The following is a 21,576-nucleotide window of genomic DNA, read 5'->3' on the forward strand; positions in this document are numbered from 1 at the left end:
CTAAGTAAAAAGGCTCCAAATTTGGAGCCTTTTTAGGATTGCTAGTTTGACGCTTAGACGTTTGAAGTTTCCTTAGAGCCGCCAGGAGCATTCGTGCCATATCCCATAATCTTGGCTGCATCCCCGCCTTTGGCGAGCTTGACAGCGCAATACTTAAATTCTGGGATCTTGCCAAATGGATCTAGAGCAGGATTGGTAATCAAGTTAGCCGCAGCTTCATAGTAAGCAAACGGAATAAAGATCACGCCTCTTGGTGTACCGTCATCCCTACGTACATGAATACCTACTTCACCACGACGGGATTGCACGGTAATCACCTCACCAGCAGATACACCTAACTGGGTCATGTCTTCACCATTCATCGAGACGGTTGCCATTGGCTCGATGGCATCAAGCACCGTTGCGCGTCTCGTCATACTACCGGTATGCCAATGCTCTAGCTGACGACCTGTAATCAATACAAATGGGTATTCGGTATCAGGTCTTTCATTTGCGGGAATGATGTCAGCAGGAACCAGTTTGACCTTGCCATCTGGTGTCGCAAACTCATCATCAAATACGATTGGGCGTCCCGGATCTTCTGCTGACAAGCATGGGTAGGTTACGCTCGATTCTTTTTCCAGACGGTCCCAAGTAATGCCCTTAATAGCTCCATGCATTGCTTGACGCATCTCGTCATAGACTTGCGCTACACCATCATCTGGGCCCTGGTAATTCCAATTTAGACCCATCTGTTTGGCAATTTGCTGAATGATCCACAAGTCTGCCTTAGCGTCACCCGGTGGGTTGATTGCCTTTTTACCCATCTGCACCATACGGTCAGTATTGCTTGCTGTACCCACCTTCTCTGGCCAGGCACTCGCTGGCAATACTACGTCTGCAAGTAAGGCGGTTTCTGTCATGAAAATATCTTGTACTACTAAATGCTCTAAAGAAGCGAGCGCATGACGTGCGTGATTTAAGTCAGGGTCACTCATCGCAGGGTTTTCACCTTCGACATACATGCCACGAATCTTATCGGGATCACTATCGGGTGCAGTGATCTTATGCATGATCTCCACAACGGTGTAGCCAGGTTTTTTATCGAGCGGTGTATTCCAGAACTTCTCAAACCACGCGTGTGCTTCTGGGTTATCAACGCGCTGATAGTTCGGGAACATCATTGGAATCAAACCAGCATCACTGGCGCCCTGCACATTGTTTTGGCCACGCAGTGGGTGCAAGCCTGAGCCAGGCTTACCAATTTGGCCGGTAATACTTACCAAGGCAATTAAGCAGCGTGCATTATCCGTACCGTGAACGTGCTGGCTAACACCCATGCCCCATAAAATCATCGCTGACTTAGTAGTGGCAAATTCTCTGGCAACTTCACGCAAGGTCTCTGCCGGAATACCGCAGATCGGTGCCATCGCTTCAGGGCTATAGCCTTTAATATTTTCTTTTAAGGCTTCAAAGTTATTGGCGCGGTTCGCAATAAATTCTTGATCAGCCAAACCCTCTTCGATGATTGTATAGATCATGGCATTGAGCATTGCCACATCCGTATCAGGCTTGAACTGCATCGTGCGCCAGGCATGCTTACTGATTTCAGTCATGCGAGGATCACACAGCACAATCTTGGCGCCACGTTTTGCGGCATTTTTAAACCATGTTGCCGCCACTGGGTGGTTGGCAGTTGGATTGGATCCAATCAAGAAGATTAGGCTGGAGTGCTCAACGTCATTCACCTGATTACTTACAGCACCAGAGCCCACGCCTTCTAGTAATGCCGCGACAGAGGATGCATGGCACAGACGGGTGCAATGGTCCACATTATTGCTACCAAATCCTGTGCGAACCAATTTTTGGAATAGATAGGCTTCTTCGTTACTACCCTTTGCAGAACCAAAACCAGCCAGCACTTTAAGGCCGTGCTGGTCTTTGAGTTTCTTCAGGCCGCCGCCAGCAAACTCAAGCGCTTCTTCCCAAGTAGCCTCACGGAAAATATCGGACCAGTCTTGCTTACCTTCCAGAATAGTTTCGTCCTTTGCTACACCCGCTTTACGAATTAAAGGCTTAGTTAAACGCTGTGGGTTGTGGATGTAATCCATACCAAAGCGACCTTTAACGCATAAACGATTGTGATTGGCAGGGCCATCACGACCTTCAACACTGACAATCTTCTCGTCTCTAACGTTGTATGTAATTTGGCAACCCACACCACAGAATGGGCAAACAGAATCCACCTTACGATCTACCGTCTGAGAACCAATCAAACCCTTCGGCATCAATGCGCCGGTTGGGCAAGCTTGTACGCACTCTCCACAGGCAACGCAAGTACTATCGCCCATTGGATCATTCAGATCGAACACGATCTCACTGTGAGCGCCACGCATGGCGTAGCCGATCACATCATTTACTTGTTCTTCACGGCAAGCACGTACACAGCGGTTGCACTGAATACAGGCATCGAGGTTTACAGCCATCGCTGGGTGGGAAATATCATTTGCCACTTTGTCGCGACGCAAGGCTTTGAGCTCAGGACGAACAGTGACATCCATACGTGCAGCCCAAGTACTGAGTTCGCCATGTTGATGTTGTTGCTCTTCTGCTGCGCTGTCACCAACCCATTTAAAGCCTTCGTCTGGCATATCAGAGAGCAGCATCTCGAGCACAAGTTTTTGACTCTTTAGTGCACGCTCACTATTGGCTTTGACTTCCATGCCTGGCGTAGCACTTCTGCAGCAACTCGGGGCTAAAGTGCGCTCGCCATTAATTTCGACAACGCAAGCACGGCAGTTACCATCAGGACGATAGCCATCTTTAAAGCAAAGATGTGGAATATCAATGCCATGACGTTTAGCTGCCTTCAGAATCGTTTCACCTTCATAAGAAACGATGGTCTTGCCGTCTAGCTTGAACTCAACAGTTTGTAGCTCGAGTTCTTTTGGATTGGTTGGTGCGTTCATGTTTGTCTCGTTATTCCCTTGTTATGCAACTTCTTGCGGGAAATATTTAGCAATGCAACGAATTGGGTTAGGTGCAGCTTGGCCTAGACCGCAGATTGAAGCGTCTACCATCACAGTAGCCAAGTCTTCTAGCGTGTCTTTATCCCAAGATGTGGCTTGCATGAGTTTGGCAGCCTTACCAGTACCAACGCGGCATGGTGTGCATTGGCCGCAGCTCTCATGCTCAAAGAAATGCATGACGTTTAGAGCCATATCACGTGCTTTGTCTTTGTCGCTAAAGACCATCACCGCAGCAGAGCCAATAAAGCAACCGTAGGGCTGCAAGGTATCGAAGTCGAGCGGAATGTCGTTCATGGTTGCTGGCAAGATGCCGCCAGAGGCACCGCCTGGCAAGTAGCCATAGAACTGATGGCCATCTTGCATACCGCCGCAATACTCATCAATCAATTCTTGAATGGTGATACCCGCTGGCGCCAATTTGACACCAGGCATTTTCACGCGCCCACTCACGCTAAAGCTACGTAAACCTTTGCGATCATGACGACCATAAGAGCTAAACCACTCTGGTCCACGCTGCACAATATCGCGCACCCAGTAGAGGGTTTCGAAGTTGTGCTCAAGCGTTGGTCGACCAAATAAACCGACTTGTGCAATATAAGGAGGACGCATACGAGGCTCGCCGCGCTTGCCCTCAATACTTTCGATCATGGCAGATTCTTCGCCACAGATGTAAGCCCCCGCACCACGACGCAATTCAATAGTGGGCAATGGGAATGGCGGATTGGCTTTGAGCTTGGCGATTTCTGCTTCGAGCAATTCACGGCAGCCGTGATACTCATCACGCAAATAGATATAGCAAGCATCAATGCCCACCACATTAGCTGCAATCAATAGACCCTCTAAAAAACGATGGGGATCACGCTCTAGGTAAGTGCGGTCTTTAAATGTGCCTGGCTCACCTTCGTCAATATTCACAGCCATTAACTTTGGTGCAACTTGATCTTTCACAATACGCCATTTGCGTCCTGCCGGAAAACCTGCACCACCCAGACCGCGCAAGCCAGAGCTTTCCATCGCCTTGATGATGCTCTCAGCATCTTGCTTGCCGTCATGAATCTCTTTTGCTAAAGCGTAACCACCTTTAGAGCGATAGATTTCATAACCGACGTAATCTGGGGAGACTGTTTGGTTTTGACCTTGAGGAGAAATGCCCTGCTCGGCTAAGGCTGCTGGCTCAAAATTGGCATCATCTTTTGCCATAGGCTGAGTCGTGAGCTTGTTCTGAACCGCTGCTGCTACCTTATCCAGCGTAGCAAAGAGTACTGGGTACTGGTGCACTACAGCTACAGGAGCCTGCTCGCAACGTCCTACGCAAGGAGCTGCGATGACTTTGACATTCAGATTACCCAAGATGCTGGGTAATTTGTTTAATAAATTTTGCGCACCACCTAATTCGCAAGCGATGCCATCACAAACACGTACTGTGATATCTGCAACCGGATCATTACCACGCACTACTTCGAAGTGGTGATAGAAAGTAGCTACTTCATAGACTTCAGCCATTGGCAAATTCATTTCTTTTGCCAAGGCAACTAAATGACGATCGTGCAAGGCACGGTACTCATCATTGAGCTTGTGTAGATTCTCAATCAATAAATCACGACGATGTGGTGCATGACCTATCAGTTGGCGCACTTCTGCAATGGAAGCATCGTCAGCCTGACGACCTTTTAACTTACTCTTACGACGAATGGTCTCCCTCAAATCGTCTGCTGTTGCAATAGCAACCGCTTTGACTTCTTGAGAAGGCTTTGGGTGATTCATAGTCTGTAGTCTCTATTTTTTATAGTTTTATTGCACTGCTATTTAGCGCCTTGGAACCGATGCGGCTAAAGCGCTAGATTAGTACATTAACCGCTTGATTTTGGGTTATTTTCCCCTTGAAGTCCTTGACGGCGCTCAAGGGAATGAACCTAGGGTTAACCCTAGGTTAAAGCATGGATGGATAAGGTCGGTCGCCAGGCGGGTTGGAGTAATCCAATTTGCGCTCATAAACCCGTGCTTTGTAGCACTCTTCATAACCCTTACTGCCGATCTGCCAGCCAATAGAAGTGCAGTCATCTTGAGCAGCCGACTCAATCGAGCCACAGCCAGAAACCATGAGGGTCAAAATGAAGGAAGAGAGGATAGATAGATTTCTTAAATTCATCCCTCAAGTCTACTTGATTCCGGACCCAAAATCGAGGATTGGATCAGGGGATCTCCAGGGAAATATCTACTTGTGATTGTTCCCCAATATCAGTAACAATCCAATCATTACAAAACAATCACAAGTGCGCAGGAGACATCATGAAAACCCTAAAACAATCGATAGCAGCATTCAGCTTAACGAGCGCCCTGCTCTTTTGCGCTACCCCCGCCCAAGCTCAGAACTCAGATGGATTTGAGGATCTCATCGATGGCGTGAGTCTCAATGGCTGGAACATCATCGGCACTGCAAATTGGGTGATTGGTAAGGGCATGGTCGAAGGCAATAAACCCAACGGTTTTTTAGTGAGTACCAAGAACTATCAGAACTTCATTATCAAGGCTGAGTTTTGGGCGGAATCCAATACCAATAGCGGCATCTTTATTCGTTGCCAAGATCCCAACAAGGTGAATCAGTACACCTGCTATGAAATCAATATCTACGATACTCGCCCAGAGCAAGCCTATGCGACTGGTGCAATTGTGGATGTCGCCAAGGTCGACCCCGTTCCAAAAGCAGGAGGTCGCTGGAATACTATGGAGATCACTGCCAAGGGCTCACATTTCAAAGTAGTGCTAAATGGTGCAGTAACCGTAGCTGATGCCCAAGACAGCAGATATCAGGATGGTCCGATTGCGCTGCAGTCCGCCGGTGGCATTGTGAAGTTTCGCAAACTACAAATCAAGCCACTTTAATTGGCTGGCGGGAAACCTACTTTTTGCGGCCACATATTGGTAAACACATGGATGATGGGTTTCTCATAGACGCCAGCTTTAGTAAAAGGCTCATCTTTTAGCCAAGCATCAAGGTCTGACCTACTCGGAAAATCGATCGCCAGCAAGCTACCTACGGTGGTTTTACCGTCTTCTGATGTGAGCGGTCCTGCAAAAGCCATACGATCGGATAGATTTGCCAAATAAGCGCGATGCTCAGATCTAATCTGCACTCGAAGTTCTGCAGTTCCGGGACGATCCATTAACAAAATTGCAAAAATCATTTCATCTCCAATCATTGATCTGTTTTAGCAATATTACGCCAATTAGAAAGGCTGTTGCTTTTCCCCATCAATCGCAATTATTTCCATGCGATTGATAGACATGTCAAATGAATTTGATCAGACTGCGCTCAACTTACAGATAAATGGAGCGACTGAGTTCATCACCACATCAATGAAATCGCTCTATGAGTCTTTGGGCCAAAAACCTAAACTCTTTGGAGGTAATGATGAAGATCCACCATTACGTAACGGAAGATGATGAGTATTTTGATGAGTATGCCGATTCGCTAAAATATCAGCTGCTCAAGGATCGCTTGATTTGGCAGCACCATATTCGCAAAGAAATTTATCTCGAGTACAAAATCTTTGATGATGATTGTGATTTTGACTACGCTTAGGTGCTTCGCTTACAGCTTTTACAAAAACTAGTGCAAACCGCCCCTGAGAGGTCGGTGTACTAGTCTTTATAAGGCAGCAATATATCGCTGTAGAATAAATCTACCAACAACCTGTATCCATCAGAGACCAAATATGCTCGACGAAGAAAAGAAGAAACTGATTGAAGCGGAGGAGCGTTATCGACATGAAATCATCGCGAAGGTCCGCTCTGAGATGCAGTCTGCCGTTGACACTACCATTCGGATTGAAAGAAATCTCTGGGGGAAGCTGTATGAGCTGTTTAACAGCAATCTTGGCATGTGGCTCCTATCCTCCGTCTTCATCTCCGGTGGAGCCGCCCTGTATCAAAGTGCCCAACACCAATACGAGACCAAATTAGCGGTTCAAAAAGAGGTGCTCACTTGTGAGTTTGAGATCGCTAACCGCCTCAATGCCATGCGGTTTTTATTAAAAAGAGCAAAAACAGTTGGTGATGCACAGAATGCATTAACTCCTATTTCAAAGAGTTTTGGCGCTGTGAGTCCTGAGTACGAGCATGTCAATATTGCCGCCCTATTCTTTAAAGCATTCCAACTGACTGGCACGATTGATAGGCAGGTTGAAGATGGCGTTAAAGAACTGGAAGAAAAGAACCTTGAAATCCAAGCCAGCAATCCAAGTGCCATGTTTACTGAAGCTGACCGCAAAAGATTATTAGAGATCGTTCACACACTTTATACGTTTGAAAAAGAGCAAATTAATAATAGAAAAAGTTGAGTCGAGCGTATTGCTAGATTCCAGCAACAGACAATAAAAAAACCACCCGAAGGTGGTTTAGATACAGCTTGGCGGAAGGGGCGGGATTCGAACCCGCGGTAGGCTATTAACCTACGCACGCTTTCCAGGCGTGTGACTTAAACCGCTCATCCACCCTTCCGGAACCGCTAATTATACGATTCCTGAAGGATTTGGATTTAAAAGCGAGTTTAGGTAGTTATAGAGACTCTTTGAGTTGGTCCAAAATCGCTGGATTCTCTAGGGTAGAAGTGTCTTGAGTCACTTCTTCGCCTTTAGCAATCACACGCAAAAGACGACGCATGATCTTGCCTGAACGCGTCTTAGGCAAGTTATCACCAAAGCGCACATCCTTTGGTTTAGCAATTGGGCCGATCTCTTTGCCAACCCAGTTACGCAGTTCAGTAGCAAGCTTTTTCGCTTCTTCACCTGTTGGACGACCGCCCTTCAGCACAACGAATACGCAAATTGCTTCACCAGTGAGTTCGTCTGGACGACCGACTACTGCAGCTTCAGCAACCAATGGATTTGCCACTAAGCAAGATTCGATTTCCATGGTGCCCATACGGTGACCTGAAACGTTCAAGACGTCATCGATACGACCAGTGATAGTGAAGTAGCCAGTATCTTTATTGCGGATAGCACCATCACCCGCAAGATACAAAGTACCACCCAACTCTTCTGGGAAATAGGATTTCACAAAACGGTCTGGATCATTCCAAATCGTGCGAATCATAGAAGGCCATGGACGTTTCACAACCAAGATGCCACCGTTACCGTTAGGCACATCAACCCCTGCTTCATCCACAATCGCCGCCTGAATACCGGGCAATGGCAATGTGCATGATCCTGGAATCATGGGTGTTGCACCAGGCAACGGAGAAATCATGTGGCCACCAGTTTCGGTTTGCCAGAAAGTATCAGCAATTGGGCAACGTGAGCCACCCACATTCTCGTAGTACCACATCCAAGCCTCTGGATTAATTGGCTCGCCTACTGAACCTAAGAGGCGGAGCGAAGATAAGTCATAACTCTTTGGATGTACTGCTGCATCGTTGCTCGATGCTTTAATCAAAGAACGAATTGCAGTTGGTGCTGTGTAGAAAATCGTGGCTTTGTGTTTTTGAATCATTTCCCAGAAACGGCCTGCATTGGGATAGGTTGGAACACCTTCAAACACAATCTCCGTTGCGCCCACTGCGAGTGGACCATACGTAATATAGGAGTGACCGGTTACCCAACCGATGTCTGCAGTACACCAGAACACATCATTTGGCTTAATGTCAAAGGTCCACTTCATTGTCAGAATCGCCCACAAGAGGTAACCGCCAGTGGAATGTTGAACACCCTTTGGCTTACCAGTGGATCCTGATGTATACAAAATAAATAGTGGATGCTCAGCGCTAACCCACTCTGGCTCACACGTTGTTGACTCGTTAGCAACAATCTCTTGCATCCAAACGTCACGACCAGCAGTCATGGCAATATCAGCACCAGTGCGCTTGCTTACGATCACATGCTTTACTTTGCCGCATTCGCCGGTAGACAGAGCTTCATCACAAATGGTTTTTAATGGCAATGCTTTGCCGCCACGGAACTGGCCATCAGCAGTAATTACTGCTACTGCACCAACGTCAACAATACGATCACGCAATGCTTGAGCTGAGAAGCCACCAAACACGACGGAGTGAATAGCGCCAATACGAGCACACGCTTGCATTGCAACAATGCCTTCGATCGTCATTGCCATATAAATGATGACGCTGTCACCAGACTTAATGCCCATTTTGCGCAGTGCGTTTGCCATTTTGCAAACACGCTCGAGCATCTCTTTATAGGAAACTTTAGTAACGGTGCCGTCATCGGCTTCAAAGATAATTGCTGTCTTATCGCCCAAGCCAGCTTCAACTTGACGATCTAAACAGTTATATGAAGCATTGGTTGTGCCATCTTCGAACCATTTATAAAAAGGCGCTTTAGATTCGTCTAAGACTTTAGTGAATGGCTTTTTCCAGAAGATATTTTCTTTAGCAAGACGACCCCAAAAACCGTCATAATCTTTTTCAGCCTCAGCGCATAGCTTGTTATAGGCATCCATCCCTGGAATGGCAGCATTCTTCACAAAATCTGCAGGTGGGTTAAAAATGCGGTTTTCTTGCATTAATGGTTCCATGCTTCACGGCCCTCTATCGAATAATAAATAATCTAGTAATAGCTACAAATAACAGGTAAAAATGCGAGAAAATATCGCAAAATGACAGTTTTCCACCCTCAAGACTTAAGAAGATAAGTGAAAACACTCGGGATTTGCTCTATGGCAAACCCTTAAAATAGGCCAAACCCTACTAATAATGTGGAAATAAGCAGAAAACCATGACAAATATCAAACAAAACGACCTCATTCAAAGCGTTGCTGATGCCTTTCAGTTCATTTCTTACTACCACCCTAAGGACTTTATTACTGCGATGGGTAAGGCCTATGAGCTCGAGCAAGGACATGGAGCTAAAGATGCCATCGCGCAAATCCTGACCAATAGCCGCATGTGTGCGGAAGGTCATCGTCCGATGTGTCAGGACACGGGTATTGCGGTGGTGTTTCTGAAAATTGGTATGAACGTGCAGTGGCCAGATGCCACTATGAGTGTTACCGACATGGTGAACGAGGGTGTGCGTCGTGCTTACCTCAATCCAGACAACATGCTGCGTGCCTCAGTCTTAGCTGATCCTGCAGGCAAACGAAAAAATACGGGCGATAACACCCCGGCAGTCATCCATTACGAAATCGTACCGGGTGATGATGTTGAAGTCATTTGCGCTGCTAAGGGTGGTGGCTCTGAAAACAAAGCCAAGATGGTCATGCTCAATCCTTCCGATTCGATTGTGGATTGGGTTCTCAAAACTGTACCAACCATGGGTGCTGGCTGGTGCCCTCCTGGCATCTTGGGTATCGGCATCGGTGGTACTCCAGAAAAAGCGATGTTGATGGCTAAAGAGTCCTTGATGGGTCCAGTGGATATTCAAGAGCTGATTGCACGTGGTGCTAAGACTCGTGCTGAAGAACTCCGCCTAGAAATCTACGACAAGGTCAATAAGTTAGGCATTGGGGCACAAGGCTTGGGCGGTTTAACGACCGTGCTAGATATCAAGATTATGGAATACCCAACGCATGCAGCATCCTTGCCGGTAGCGATGATTCCAAACTGCGCGGCAACCCGTCACGTGCATTTCCATTTACATGGTGATGGCCCGGCTAAGCTCGAGCAACCTTCCCTCTCTGATTGGCCAGACGTGACTTGGACACCGGATGTTAAACAATCCAAACGCATCAACTTAGACACCCTAACCGCCGCTGAGGTAGCGAGCTGGAAACCAGGTGAAACCTTATTGTTAAACGGCAAAATTTTGACTGGTCGTGATGCTGCTCATAAGCGCATTGCTGACATGCTGGCAAAAGGCGAAGAATTGCCGGTGAGCTTTAAAGATCGTGTTATTTACTACGTTGGACCAGTTGATCCAGTTCGCGAAGAGGCAGTTGGCCCAGCCGGACCTACGACTGCAACTCGTATGGATAAATTCACTGAGATGATGCTAGCTAAAACTGGTTTGATTTCGATGATTGGTAAAGCCGAACGTGGACCAGAAGCGATCGAAGCGATTAAGAAACATAAGTCCGCTTACCTTATGGCTGTTGGTGGAGCAGCTTACTTAGTCTCTAAAGCGATCCAGTCCGCTAAAGTGGTTGGTTTCGCTGACCTGGGCATGGAAGCCATTTACGAGTTCGATGTGAAGGATATGCCTGTCACGGTTGCCGTGAACTCTGAAGGTATTTCGATGCACAACGAGGGTCCGCGTGAGTGGCAAGCCAAGATTGCTGGTATTCCAGTGAAGATTGTCTAATTAGTACGCTTCAGAATTCACTGGTTCCGCATTGTCACTAATAGGCGTTTTTGATTCTGGCGTTGGAGGCTTATCCATTTTGGATGAGGCTCTGCGTCAGCTTCCACAACACGACTACATCTATCTAGCAGATTCAGCAAATGCACCTTATGGCGAGAAATCGAGTGACTGGATTGCAGCGCGTAGCTTGGTCTTATGCAAATACCTTGCCAGCCAAGGATGTGATGCGATTGTGGCGGCCTGCAACACTGCTACTGCACAAGCGATACAACAAATTCGCGCAGAGTTAGCGATTCCGATCATTGGTGTTGAACCAGGCATTAAGCCCGCAGCAATGCAATCGCAGAATGGCGTTGTCGGTGTACTAGCTACCGAGGCCACCCTTAATAGCGATAAATTCAATGCTTTATTAGCCACCCTTCCAAAGGATTGCCGCTTCGTAAAGCAATCTGGTGCAGGCCTCGTCCCTTTGATCGAAGCAGGTCAAGCAGATAGCGCACAAACTTTAGAGTTACTGGAACAGCATCTTGAGCCGATTTTGGAAGCTGGCGCAGACACCTTGGTACTCGGATGCACACACTACCCATTTCTCAAAAAAGCTATTCACCAACTCTTAGGGCAGCACATTACCCTGGTGGATACGAGTCATGCAGTAGTGAAGCAACTAGGACGACAACTGGATTCTTTGAATAAGAGTTCTGCTCATCAAGAGTGCGGCTCAGTAGTATTCATTAGCAGCCAGGATGAGGAACGGCTCCTAGCAATGGCAAATGATCTGCTATCGCATGATCTCAAATCCCATCGCGTCAGTGCCGTATTGCTGGGCCAGATTTCGTGAGCGCTATTCTTCAAAAGCTAGATGCTCATCTACCGTTCACAAAATCAGAACGGATCATCATTGCGATTGTGGTGTTGGCCCATCTCTTGCCAGCATTAGAGTTCCTACACTTCAATACTCGCTCTGATGTCAAAGATGATGATCGAGTTATGGCCAATCTCGTCAGCCCATCGCCTGCCCAGAGCCCCCAAGCAGCACCTACTCCAAAGACACCGCCGCCCAAACCAAAAGAAGAGCCGAAGAAGAAGGTTGAAGAAAAACCAACGCCCAAACCTGTGCCAGCTCAACCCAAGGACACTTCAGCAGCGCAAAAGCAAGCAGAAAGCAAAAGCGACTCCCCTCCACCAAATGCAGCAGTCGCCCCTTCTACTGCTGGCGGTGCTAGCGGCACACCGATTCAGACTGACATTGGTAAACTGGAAGTGCTCTACCAACCGGATGCTGATGCCTACTATCCGTCGTTCTCAAAACGCTCAGGTGAACAGGGTACGGCTGTTGTGCGTTTAATCATTGACCAGACGGGTAGTGTTGAAGATGTCACCTTGTTGCAATCTAGTAGCTTTCCGCGTTTGGATCGTGCAGCCAGTGAAATTGGTAGACGCTATCGCTTTAAACCTTTTATAGTAAATGGCTCACCCCAAAGAATCTCCACCAATCTTTTAATCAAATTTAATCTTAAGTAAACCTGAACATGAATACACCATTTGGCATAGCAAATCTCTGGCTTGAAGGAGACTTCATTACCCGCTTTGTGGCAATTGCCCTGCTCATCTGCTCGATTGTTACTTGGGTGATTTTGTTAAGCCGCTTTTGGGAATTGCGCAATTTACGCAAACTCAAGCCTGAGCTGGAGCAATTCTGGCGCGCCACTTCCTACGAGCAAGGTTTGCAATTTTTTACGAATAGAGCCACCAATCCCTACTATCGGATTGCTGTAGAGGCAACTACTGCTTCTGCCCATCATCAAAGTCAGTCCAACAATCATCGCGAACTCCTGCAAACACTGAATTACTCTGACTGGATGAGTAGAAGCCTCAAGAATACGATTGATAGTATTGCCGCAAGCTTTCAGAAGGGACTAACGTTCTTGGGCTCTACTGGAGCGATCGCCCCTTTCATCGGTTTATTCGGCACGGTGTGGGGTATCTACCATGCCTTGATTGCGATTAGTAGCTCCGGTAGCGCCCAGCTGGACCAAGTAGCCGGCCCAATTGGTGAAGCCTTGATCATGACTGCCTTAGGTTTAGCGGTGGCGATTCCAGCAGTGTTGGCGTTCAATGCCATTAACCGCGCTAATAAGTTATTAGTCGCTGATCTCAACCGCTTTGGCAATGACCTACTCGCCTATTTTGTGACTGGTGCACGCGTTAAATCCGGAGAATAAGGATGGCCTTTCATATTCACGACGACCAGAACGAGGACAATATCATGTCCGAAATCAACATGACGCCAATGGTAGACGTCATGTTGGTTCTATTGATTATTTTCATTATTACCCTGCCCGTGATTCAGCAAGCAGTCAAAATTGAACTGCCTAAAGCCAATAGCGTGCGCAATGAAGTCAAGCCAGAGTCTGTGCAACTCACCATCGATGGCAAAGGCCAGATCTTTTGGAATAGCACTCCGATTGATTTAAAAACTTTCGATGGCTATGCAGAGAAAGCGGCTCAAAAAGAGCCGCAACCAGAGATTAACTTGCGTGCTGATAAATCCGTTAAGTATGAATACGTCGCTCAAGTACTTGCAGCTTCACGCCGCGCAGGCCTAACAAAGCTGGGGTTTGTAACAGAGCCTGATTGAGTTTTACTATCACTTGGACTGCTCTTTAGTTTTATAGGGCATCTTGCTAAGCAAGCAGACTTCTTCGCTCACATGCGTTCCATTTCCAAGACTTGCCCCCAAAATACCACCCTGAATTTTTTCTACCTTCTTTAGCTTACCGCTTATCGGATCTAAGGTAATCAGTGTAGACACTTTACCTGCCGGGTAAGCAACATCCATAATCTCTTCAGGCTCAAAGCTTGCCTCAATTGCAATCAGAATATTTGGCCTAGCCATGGTAATGCTCTTGACTTCTTGCTTGCCAAATTCGTCAGATTGATCAAGGTCGCGACCATCGAGAAATACCTTAGCCTTCTGAGTGCCTGAAGCTAAGGTGAGTTTCATTTCATATTCTTCTACATAGTCTTTTTCGGTGCGTTTGCACTGAAACTCAAGAACATCTACGCCCCATGCGGCAAGAGAGGAAACACTTAAGCAAACGCAGACGAAGGATTTTAGTAGAGTCATAAGTGAAGCAACTGAAATGCAGTAATTTCAATAGCGCCTAAATCAAAGGTGCTATGTAAATTTAGAAATGGTATTTGCAATATTGTTGATGTGGTCTGAAACACCAGATCCACTATCGTCAGCACTGGGAGTCGGAGGCTGATTATCACTGTCATCATCATCTTCACTTGCAGTGACAGCCATGACTTCCTCGGGAGCTTTGAACCATTTGAATATAACCAATAACACTGAAATCAGCGACATGACTAAGCCAAAAAGGTTTTGAATCTGAGAAATCATTGCTGCAGTAATCAGGGGCTGCTTACTCGCAATGTATGCCTCAGTACCATCCGATATTGGAAAGCCAGACGGTGTCAACATCTTATCTTCTGAAATAGTGAAATTAAAACGAGAGGCTACTTGCGGGCTGTATAGGACTGGCAGTAAGGCAGCGATTGCCTTAGGATCCACGTTTTTATTGGCAAGAAGATTCAAATTAACACCTACCACCTGAATGTCTGTTGCGGGTATTGGTGGAGAAATTTGATACATATAGGCCAAGATCTTGGTATCTGCTACCCACCCCATCCGCAGTGCCAGGGATGGTGGAAAAGACATCTCTAAAAGCTGATACCCCCGTTTTTGAACCAAAAAGTCGACTATGGCTGATGGCGCATATGAAACTTGCACAACTACATCAGGGAGTCGTTCAGGCTTCATGCTGAGCAATTGCTCATCGCTAAAGTTGGTCTCAACATAGTCTACCTCGGGCATTAGGCCTGAGAAGCGCAGAATTTGATTAGAGACAATACTAGGGCCGCCATTCTTTTCACCAAGATTGACAGTCTTGCCGTGAATGTCATGAATGTTTTTGACGTCGCCCTTCACTAAGAACTGGATAAGTTGGGGTGCTATCGATGCGACTTGTCGGACATCATCGTAACCAACTGGATCAATACCTCCTTGGACAAATGCCAAGTCTAAAGTGCCACTATTCAAATCATTCAGCGCCTCAAAAGATCCCGCTGTTGGTGTAATCGTTAATGTGATATTCCTGCGGGCAGCTTCGTCTTGCAAAACTTTCGCTAACTGGTGACTCTTGGTAAGCATACCGCCGCCACTGATGCTTAACTCATAATTGCGTGGGTATAAGTCATAAGCAAATTTACCAGCCAATATTAGCAAGGCTCCAATCAGACCAAGCGCTAAACCCCTGCGAATGTGATGCTTGCTTCTCAGCCAATCAAGGGCTTTAAATAAATATGACTCTACTTCGTTTGATGGAGTTGCCATGATTGTGATGCCCTATCTTGAGACCTGAGTTAAGCCATTCTTCACAAATATCTCTTGGCCTGCTTCACTCATACTGTAGTGGACAAAATCTTTAGCAATCTCGCTGGCAGAATTTTTGTTCACCAAGAACATATCTCTGCACAATGGGTAAAGCTTAAGTAGTAGAGTTTTGTCGCTAATTTCCACTCCATCAATCGCAACAGCCTTGACTTTATTGGTGAGATTTTTGATGGTGAGATATCCAATTCCATCGGGATCTTGAGCAATAGCTTCAGACAAGGCAACAGCGTTATCGGTAACTTTGGCATCCCGAGCAAATTTAGCACCCCTCAGAATGACATCCTCAACAAATGCACGAGTGCTTGATCCCTCGCTGCGACTATACACATTAATTTTTTTATGTGGCCCGCCTAGTTGATCCCAGTTTGTGATCACCCCTTCGAATATGCCATTTAGTTGCGCAAGAGAAATATTATTAATATTCATCTTCGGATGGACAACAATGGCTATACCCTCAATACCAATCAGGTGACTATGTATGTCGAGGTTGAATTCTTCAAAATTTAAATCCCGGGACATCATGGCTAAATCGATTCCGCCATTCTCCAAGGTCACGAGACCTACAAATGAGCCACCGCCCTCAAGGCTTACTTTGACAAGGGGGTTCTTTTCAATAAATGGTGCAATCAGTAAAGCAACAAAACGGGTTACAGCTGTCGACCCAGAAATCATCAACTCTTTTTTTGCTCTAGCCAAAATATAAGGATAGGCAATCAGGCCGGCTAGTGCTGCTCCGCCAACACCAGCGCCAATTGCAATATTTCGGAGTAATTGACGGCGATTCATCATCATTTACCCGCCACTGGAACTAAGCCCAGCTCCTTAATCATGGCCTGCCCTTTGTTTACATCCAAGCAATAGGCAATAAATTCTTTCACTTCTTTATGCGCATTAGGTGCTACCAAAAGCTGTAAGTCATTGCGAATAGGATATTCATGTTGCTTGATGGCCTGATAAGTTGGCAAAACCCCATTGATTGCTAAAGGCTTTACTTTCTCTTTTCTTAAAAAAGTTGTTCCAACCCATCCAATTGCAAACGGATCGGTTGAGATCTCTTGCATCAAAGAATGGATTCCAGTAATCACCTTAGCCTTTAAGGTGATGTGATCATTACCAGTAACCTGCCGCTTCCAAGGCTCATAGGTGCCTAGTTGAGGATCATGACTAACGACATTGATAGGGCCAGAATATTTTCCTAAAGCATTCCAGTTGGTAATACTTCCAGTAAAGATGTCATGCAGCTGATCCAAAGTCAACTCATTGATCGGATTGGCTGGATTGACAATCGCAACTAAACCATCGGTTGCAATCGTTACTTCTTCAATCTTGTATTTGTATTTATGTGCCCATATTTGAATATTAGGGGGCATTTGCCCAGAAGCCATACCAATATTGGTAGTGCCGTCCAGGGCAGATTTATAGCCCATGGCAGTTCCGCCAGCAAGTAAAGGGATGCGAATGTGGGGATGCTCATCCATGTAGCGCATTCCAATGTGTTGCATCAGCTTCATCACTGTCGAGGAGCCACGCATTTGTATGAAATGCAGATCTTTCAGGTTAGTAGATTCACTAGCCATCATTAAGGACCTAGAGAGGGAATTACATGAACAATAGCCTCTGGAGTTACTTGACTCTCACCTACAAATAATCCTTCCAGGGCAATGACAAGGGTGAATAAAACTGCCACGCCAATAGTCACCCCGCCTACGTAGGCCACCATTTTGGGTAAAGGATTCTGTAGCCAACCAAAAATGATGAGCATAGCGACGGATATAGCCAATGCATCCCATAAATACGATGGCACTTTGAGTCTGGCAGCAGACAAACGCGCTTCTCTCACATCTGATAATTGATTGAGGGTAGTCACAATATCCACTCGCGCCATTTGTTGCACGGGATTTTTGGGATCCAAGAGTCGAATACCCTGGGTCAAATCGGTTAATACATTAGAAGCCTCTTCACTGCGCTCATTTTTAGCCATCAGTGGCCACTCATCAGTCACAACAGCCTGGGCATAATTTTTCAAATCACCTTGCAGCTCTGGAGCATGTTGCCCGTTAAAAGAGGCAAGCGAACGATTGAGCTTGAACATTAAAGCTGCTTCACGGGACACTAAATCTTCCACGTTCCGGTGATCGCCTTGAACGCGCACTAAAGAAAAGGCAATCAACAGTAAAGTTATGGAGGTGAATAATTTAAAGCCCTCTTCCGCGCCCTTAGCCAAATGCTCGTCAGGGTTAAGTTTATATTTCCAGCGGATGTAAAGAGGAATAGCAGTTGATAGTATTAAACCTATCACCATGATGCTGATACCAATAACAATATTGGGCAGCGAGTGCAAAAAGCTCATCATTCTCTAGTAATCCCCAAGTCCATTAGTGGATGATAAATAAATTCAAAGTAGACATGAGATTCACTGACTCAAGACTTTCATAATAATTTTCAGTACTACGGGACCGACCCGCATTTGCTACACCAGAATTTCGTATCGATGGTACATCATCATAGGACTGAGCTAGGCTATCCCCACCCCGTATGACCGGTGCTGGCATCACTTCAGTGGCTACCCCAGGTGGAAACGCAGAAATATTTCCAGCAAAGGGATTTAGTCTCATCGTGGCAATCGCAGCAGGGTTATTGTTGACGGCATTGATACGATTGGCGTACTTACCCTCTCTTGGGGCATTCGGCTTGGTACCAGCTACAGGCTTATTTGAACCCTCTTTAGTTCCTGGCTTATCAGTGTTGCGTACGCCATTGGCGTATTTACTAACGTACTTGGTTGAGCCGGTAGTCGACTTAGTGCTGCCATCTTGACCATCCGCCTTGTCCGTACCATCCTTATTGGAGCCATATTTTCTTGACTCAGGGTTGGTTCCGTCCTTGTTGCTTGAACCCTCCTTATTTGCACTCTCTCGTGCTGAAGAAGAGGGACGTGCTGGTGGTGGATTAGCCGCAGCTGGAGGTGGAGCCTCAGCGGGTGCATTAGGCGCTGCTGGCGGAGTCAACTGGATACTGCCATCAGCTAAAACGCTCAAAGGTGCTGCTTTTGCTGGTGGTGCAGCCACCTCTGCTTTTGCGGCTGAAGGAGGGGCCTCTGGCGCCACAGGAGCTGCAGGGGCAACATTTGCTTCTTTAGTTGAAACTATTTCTAATTTTGCTGGCGCTGGCTTTGCCACAGGAATACTAAATACTGCTGGTGGCGGAGCTGGAGGCGGTGGAGGTGGTGCAGTAACTACTGCGGGTGAAGTTGTGCCTGTTGCTGAGGTTCCTGTTGCTGTTGTGCCTGTTGCTGAGGTTCCTGTTGCTGAGGTGCCTGTTGCAGAGGTGCCTGTTGCAGAGGTGGCAGCACTAGCTGTGAGCGTGCCTTCATTTGCACTTACCTGTGAAGAGAAGCTTGCAATTTGTGATGATGAGATGGCTGAACTCATGATGATGGGGGTGATTGCCTGAGAATTAATGGCTTTACCCATGACACTGAAATAGCCAGAGCCACCAACATTAATAATGGTGTGACCATCAACATTAGTAGAAAGCGTTGTTGTGTCACCTAACAATGCAATACCACCCACGGCACTACCATTAGCATCAATCTGAGAATTACTGATAGTAAGGTTATTGGTAGCTGTTAACGCAATATCACCACCCACTCCACCTGCTGCAGATTGAGCAGCTTGAATGATTGCATTAGAAATTGATAGGTTCCCCGCTACTGTTGCCAGAATAATGGTGCCGCCACTTGTCAGGCTGGATGCGGAACCATTGGCCTGGATCATTAATTGCTGAGAAAGGGGGCTAGTCGAAGGTGGAAAGTAATCGATCGTTATTGCGTTTGCTGCAAGCAGCGCAATTGTCCCGCCGTTACCACCAATAGTTCCGTTAGCCTGAATTAAGCCCTCTGAGTAAATAGAATCGTTTGCGGCGACCATAATTAAACCGCCCCCATGATCGCCATTGGCTTCCAATTTACTGCCTGCGCCAAGGTTGATGGTATTAGCTAGCAACTTCATATTGCCAGCGGTACCACCTACCACTGAACTGGTAGTGGAAAGTCCACCAGAAACGTAAATGGCTTGGGCTAGCAACTCAATCGCATAACCCAAGCTACCAGAGCTTGCTCCAAGTAGATCATTAAAAGCCCAAATCTTGCCTGAGATCCCCACGTTAATGGTTCCACCTTGAGCTTGTGCATATACAGCACCCGCCTGTATGGTGCTATTAATGTTAATAGTGCCGTTATCGGCGTAGAGGTATAGACTGGTTAAGGGATTGGATGAAAGTACATTGGCTAAAAAGCTGATTACCGCTGTGGAGCTCGATGCACAACTCCCGATAGGACCACACGCTGAGGTCATCGCATCTAAAGTCACATTGGTATTAGCCAGTGCATTAGTCAGCGCAATAGCTGCTGGTGCATCAATCACAATTGAAGTTGGATCGGTATACCAATTGCCATATTTGCCTTGAGGGGCTCTGGTATCAACCTCCAAACTCTGACCATAAATCACCCTACCCGCCGAGCTAGTTTCAATAAAACCACCATTACCGGATAACACACCGCCCATGGATTTGAGGATGCCAGCGACTGTGGTTTGCACTTGAGACCAAATTGCAATAACGCCACCGTTACCTGACTGGGTCGCTGACGCATCAATTAGTGCGCCCTCTTGGACAAGCACGGTTTGTGCGAGCTGATGATTGATTGCTGCTTGGCTTGCGTTAGCTTTAACACCGGCTTGAGTTGGAGAGTTGATTTGCATGCCGCCAGATACTTGGGTGTTCGCTAAGCCAACATTCACCTGTCCACCACCAGTTGCTCCGGTGGCTGTTGTCTTGGAATTAGTAGCAAGCGTAATGTCACTACCTACGAGATTAATTTGGCCGCCTTCTGCAGCCTTACTATTGGCGCTCAATTTGCCAGCTTGGTTCACGGTATTGGCAACCAGCTCTATAACACCGCCGTTATTGACGGCAGAGCTTGCTGATATACGGCCCGTATTTCTGATAACGCCGGCCATCAATTGGTTTGCCGCACCTGCTGCAAGTACAACCAGGCCGCCATTCACCTCAACGACTCGCTTATTTTCAATCAGGCCGTTATAGGTGGCAATATCTACCTTAATGCTAACGAGTGAATTACCCTTAAAGTCCAAGGTTACTTGCTCACCAGAAGCCATGGCAACGGTGCCCGAGCCCTTTTTGGCTAACAAGTAGCCTTCATTACGTACTTCAGGAGCAAGTAAGGCAATGTAACCACCCTCAACATTGGTTTTGATTTTGCCTTCGTTAATCACTGCCCCAGTGCTATTGCCTTTGAATGTCGATTTACCATCCATGAAATCTTTATCGGCAATATTCATGGTGCTGGCAACTACACCAGCGGCATTCACCTCTGCGCCCCTACCGAAAGTCACACCATTGGGATTAACAAATATCACTTGGCCATTTGCCTTGATTGCGCCATCGATCATCGATTGAGTAGCGCCAGTCACGCGATTGAGCGTCACTGCACTTGCATTGGGTTGATTGAAATTGACTGTCGCATTCTTGCCGACATTAAAACTATCCCAATTGATCACTGCACGTTGTGAACTCTGGTTCACATTCATCGTGGCAGTAGTTGGGGTTTGTGTTTGGGAAATCGTTGCGCTACCAGCAACCACTTGGCCGTTGGTCGGCAATGCAGTTGGTGCTGGTGCTAATGGGGCTGCCTGAATTACGCCAGGCAGGCAAGCCAGAAAAAAAGAAAGAGTTGATACCTGCTTAATCGCTGAGGAAAAAGTAAAGCACAACCCAGCAAGAGAACGACGGGATGAAATCCCCTTAGCAGTAGTCAAAATCATATAAAGAGTTG

General features: G+C 46.7%; 19 protein-coding genes and 1 tRNA gene. 8 read left to right on the forward strand and 12 right to left on the reverse strand.

What is annotated here, in order from left to right; all coding sequences use genetic code 11:
• Positions 1 to 53 precede the first annotated feature (53 nt).
• The 3 genes from fdhF to IEN92_RS00065 all read right to left on the reverse strand — a co-directional run bounded on the left by fdhF (position 54) and on the right by IEN92_RS00065 (position 5,157).
• Positions 54 to 2,948, reverse strand: a complete 2,895-nt coding sequence (gene fdhF / locus IEN92_RS00055) for a formate dehydrogenase subunit alpha (protein ID WP_216159370.1) — start codon at positions 2,946 to 2,948, stop codon at positions 54 to 56.
• Positions 2,949 to 2,969: 21 nt separating this feature from the next.
• Positions 2,970 to 4,772, reverse strand: coding sequence for an NADH-ubiquinone oxidoreductase-F iron-sulfur binding region domain-containing protein (locus IEN92_RS00060; RefSeq protein WP_216159374.1), 1,803 nt, complete (start codon positions 4,770 to 4,772; stop codon positions 2,970 to 2,972).
• A gap of 166 nt (positions 4,773 to 4,938) precedes the next feature.
• Positions 4,939 to 5,157 carry a hypothetical protein gene (locus tag IEN92_RS00065; protein ID WP_215373318.1) on the reverse strand — a complete coding sequence of 73 codons (219 nt, stop codon included), beginning with the start codon at positions 5,155 to 5,157 and terminating at the stop codon, positions 4,939 to 4,941.
• A gap of 140 nt (positions 5,158 to 5,297) precedes the next feature.
• Here IEN92_RS00065 and IEN92_RS00070 point away from each other — a divergent pair, with 140 nt between their 5' ends.
• On the forward strand, positions 5,298 to 5,891 hold the full coding sequence (locus tag IEN92_RS00070) for a DUF1080 domain-containing protein (protein WP_216159377.1): 594 nt from the start codon (positions 5,298 to 5,300) through the stop codon (positions 5,889 to 5,891).
• Here IEN92_RS00070 and IEN92_RS00075 read toward each other — a convergent pair.
• Positions 5,888 to 6,208, reverse strand: coding sequence for a YciI family protein (locus tag IEN92_RS00075; RefSeq protein WP_370623854.1), 321 nt, complete (start codon positions 6,206 to 6,208; stop codon positions 5,888 to 5,890). The genes IEN92_RS00070 and IEN92_RS00075 overlap by 4 nt on opposite strands.
• A gap of 209 nt (positions 6,209 to 6,417) precedes the next feature.
• Between IEN92_RS00075 and IEN92_RS00080 the strand changes: the two genes are divergently transcribed.
• Positions 6,418 to 6,591: a hypothetical protein gene (locus IEN92_RS00080; protein ID WP_216159380.1), complete on the forward strand. Its 174-nt coding sequence runs from the start codon at positions 6,418 to 6,420 to the stop codon at positions 6,589 to 6,591.
• A 133-nt stretch (positions 6,592 to 6,724) separates the two neighbouring features.
• Positions 6,725 to 7,348: a hypothetical protein gene (locus tag IEN92_RS00085; protein WP_215373323.1), complete on the forward strand. Its 624-nt coding sequence runs from the start codon at positions 6,725 to 6,727 to the stop codon at positions 7,346 to 7,348.
• A gap of 69 nt (positions 7,349 to 7,417) precedes the next feature.
• On the opposite strand, the gene IEN92_RS00090 is transcribed toward IEN92_RS00085, so the two are convergent.
• Positions 7,418 to 7,508, reverse strand: a tRNA-Ser gene (locus IEN92_RS00090).
• Positions 7,509 to 7,565: 57 nt separating this feature from the next.
• A complete protein-coding gene (gene acs, locus IEN92_RS00095; RefSeq protein ID WP_215373325.1) occupies positions 7,566 to 9,539 on the reverse strand; it encodes an acetate--CoA ligase in 1,974 nt (657 codons plus the stop codon).
• Between the two features lie 200 nt (positions 9,540 to 9,739).
• Between acs and IEN92_RS00100 the strand changes: the two genes are divergently transcribed.
• The 5 genes from IEN92_RS00100 to IEN92_RS00120 are packed head-to-tail and all read left to right on the forward strand — an operon-like array spanning position 9,740 to position 13,901.
• Positions 9,740 to 11,263, forward strand: a complete 1,524-nt coding sequence (locus IEN92_RS00100; protein ID WP_216159383.1) for a fumarate hydratase — start codon at positions 9,740 to 9,742, stop codon at positions 11,261 to 11,263.
• 31 nt (positions 11,264 to 11,294) lie between these two features.
• Positions 11,295 to 12,101 carry a glutamate racemase gene (gene murI / locus IEN92_RS00105; RefSeq protein WP_216159386.1) on the forward strand — a complete coding sequence of 269 codons (807 nt, stop codon included), beginning with the start codon at positions 11,295 to 11,297 and terminating at the stop codon, positions 12,099 to 12,101.
• Positions 12,098 to 12,784, forward strand: coding sequence for a TonB family protein (locus tag IEN92_RS00110; protein ID WP_216159389.1), 687 nt, complete (start codon positions 12,098 to 12,100; stop codon positions 12,782 to 12,784). The genes murI and IEN92_RS00110 overlap by 4 nt, the downstream gene beginning before the upstream one ends.
• Before the next feature lie 8 nt (positions 12,785 to 12,792).
• Complete coding sequence (locus IEN92_RS00115; protein WP_216159392.1) at positions 12,793 to 13,485, forward strand: MotA/TolQ/ExbB proton channel family protein; 693 nt, start codon at positions 12,793 to 12,795, stop codon at positions 13,483 to 13,485.
• Positions 13,486 to 13,487: 2 nt separating this feature from the next.
• The gene (locus IEN92_RS00120) at positions 13,488 to 13,901 is read left to right on the forward strand and encodes a biopolymer transporter ExbD (RefSeq protein WP_216159395.1); all 414 of its coding nucleotides are present in this window, start codon (positions 13,488 to 13,490) and stop codon (positions 13,899 to 13,901) included.
• A 9-nt stretch (positions 13,902 to 13,910) separates the two neighbouring features.
• Here IEN92_RS00120 and IEN92_RS00125 read toward each other — a convergent pair whose 3' ends face one another.
• The 6 genes from IEN92_RS00125 to IEN92_RS00150 are packed head-to-tail and all read right to left on the reverse strand — an operon-like array spanning position 13,911 to position 21,565.
• Positions 13,911 to 14,390 carry a hypothetical protein gene (locus IEN92_RS00125; RefSeq protein ID WP_255539725.1) on the reverse strand — a complete coding sequence of 160 codons (480 nt, stop codon included), beginning with the start codon at positions 14,388 to 14,390 and terminating at the stop codon, positions 13,911 to 13,913.
• A gap of 51 nt (positions 14,391 to 14,441) precedes the next feature.
• Entirely contained in the window at positions 14,442 to 15,662 is a 1,221-nt protein-coding gene (locus tag IEN92_RS00130; RefSeq protein WP_216159397.1) for a TAXI family TRAP transporter solute-binding subunit, read from the reverse strand.
• A gap of 12 nt (positions 15,663 to 15,674) precedes the next feature.
• A complete protein-coding gene (locus IEN92_RS00135) occupies positions 15,675 to 16,514 on the reverse strand; it encodes a phosphate ABC transporter substrate-binding protein (protein WP_216159400.1) in 840 nt (279 codons plus the stop codon).
• Positions 16,511 to 17,302: a phosphate ABC transporter substrate-binding protein gene (locus IEN92_RS00140; protein WP_216159403.1), complete on the reverse strand. Its 792-nt coding sequence runs from the start codon at positions 17,300 to 17,302 to the stop codon at positions 16,511 to 16,513. The genes IEN92_RS00135 and IEN92_RS00140 overlap by 4 nt, the downstream gene beginning before the upstream one ends.
• Complete coding sequence (locus IEN92_RS00145) at positions 17,302 to 18,075, reverse strand: DUF4239 domain-containing protein (RefSeq protein ID WP_216159406.1); 774 nt, start codon at positions 18,073 to 18,075, stop codon at positions 17,302 to 17,304. The genes IEN92_RS00140 and IEN92_RS00145 overlap by 1 nt, the downstream gene beginning before the upstream one ends.
• Before the next feature lie 22 nt (positions 18,076 to 18,097).
• A complete protein-coding gene (locus IEN92_RS00150; RefSeq protein WP_216159409.1) occupies positions 18,098 to 21,565 on the reverse strand; it encodes a filamentous hemagglutinin N-terminal domain-containing protein in 3,468 nt (1,155 codons plus the stop codon).
• Positions 21,566 to 21,576 lie beyond the last annotated feature (11 nt).

Source organism: Polynucleobacter sp. MWH-Creno-3A4 (assembly GCF_018881885.1).
Lineage (GTDB): Bacteria > Pseudomonadota > Gammaproteobacteria > Burkholderiales > Burkholderiaceae > Polynucleobacter.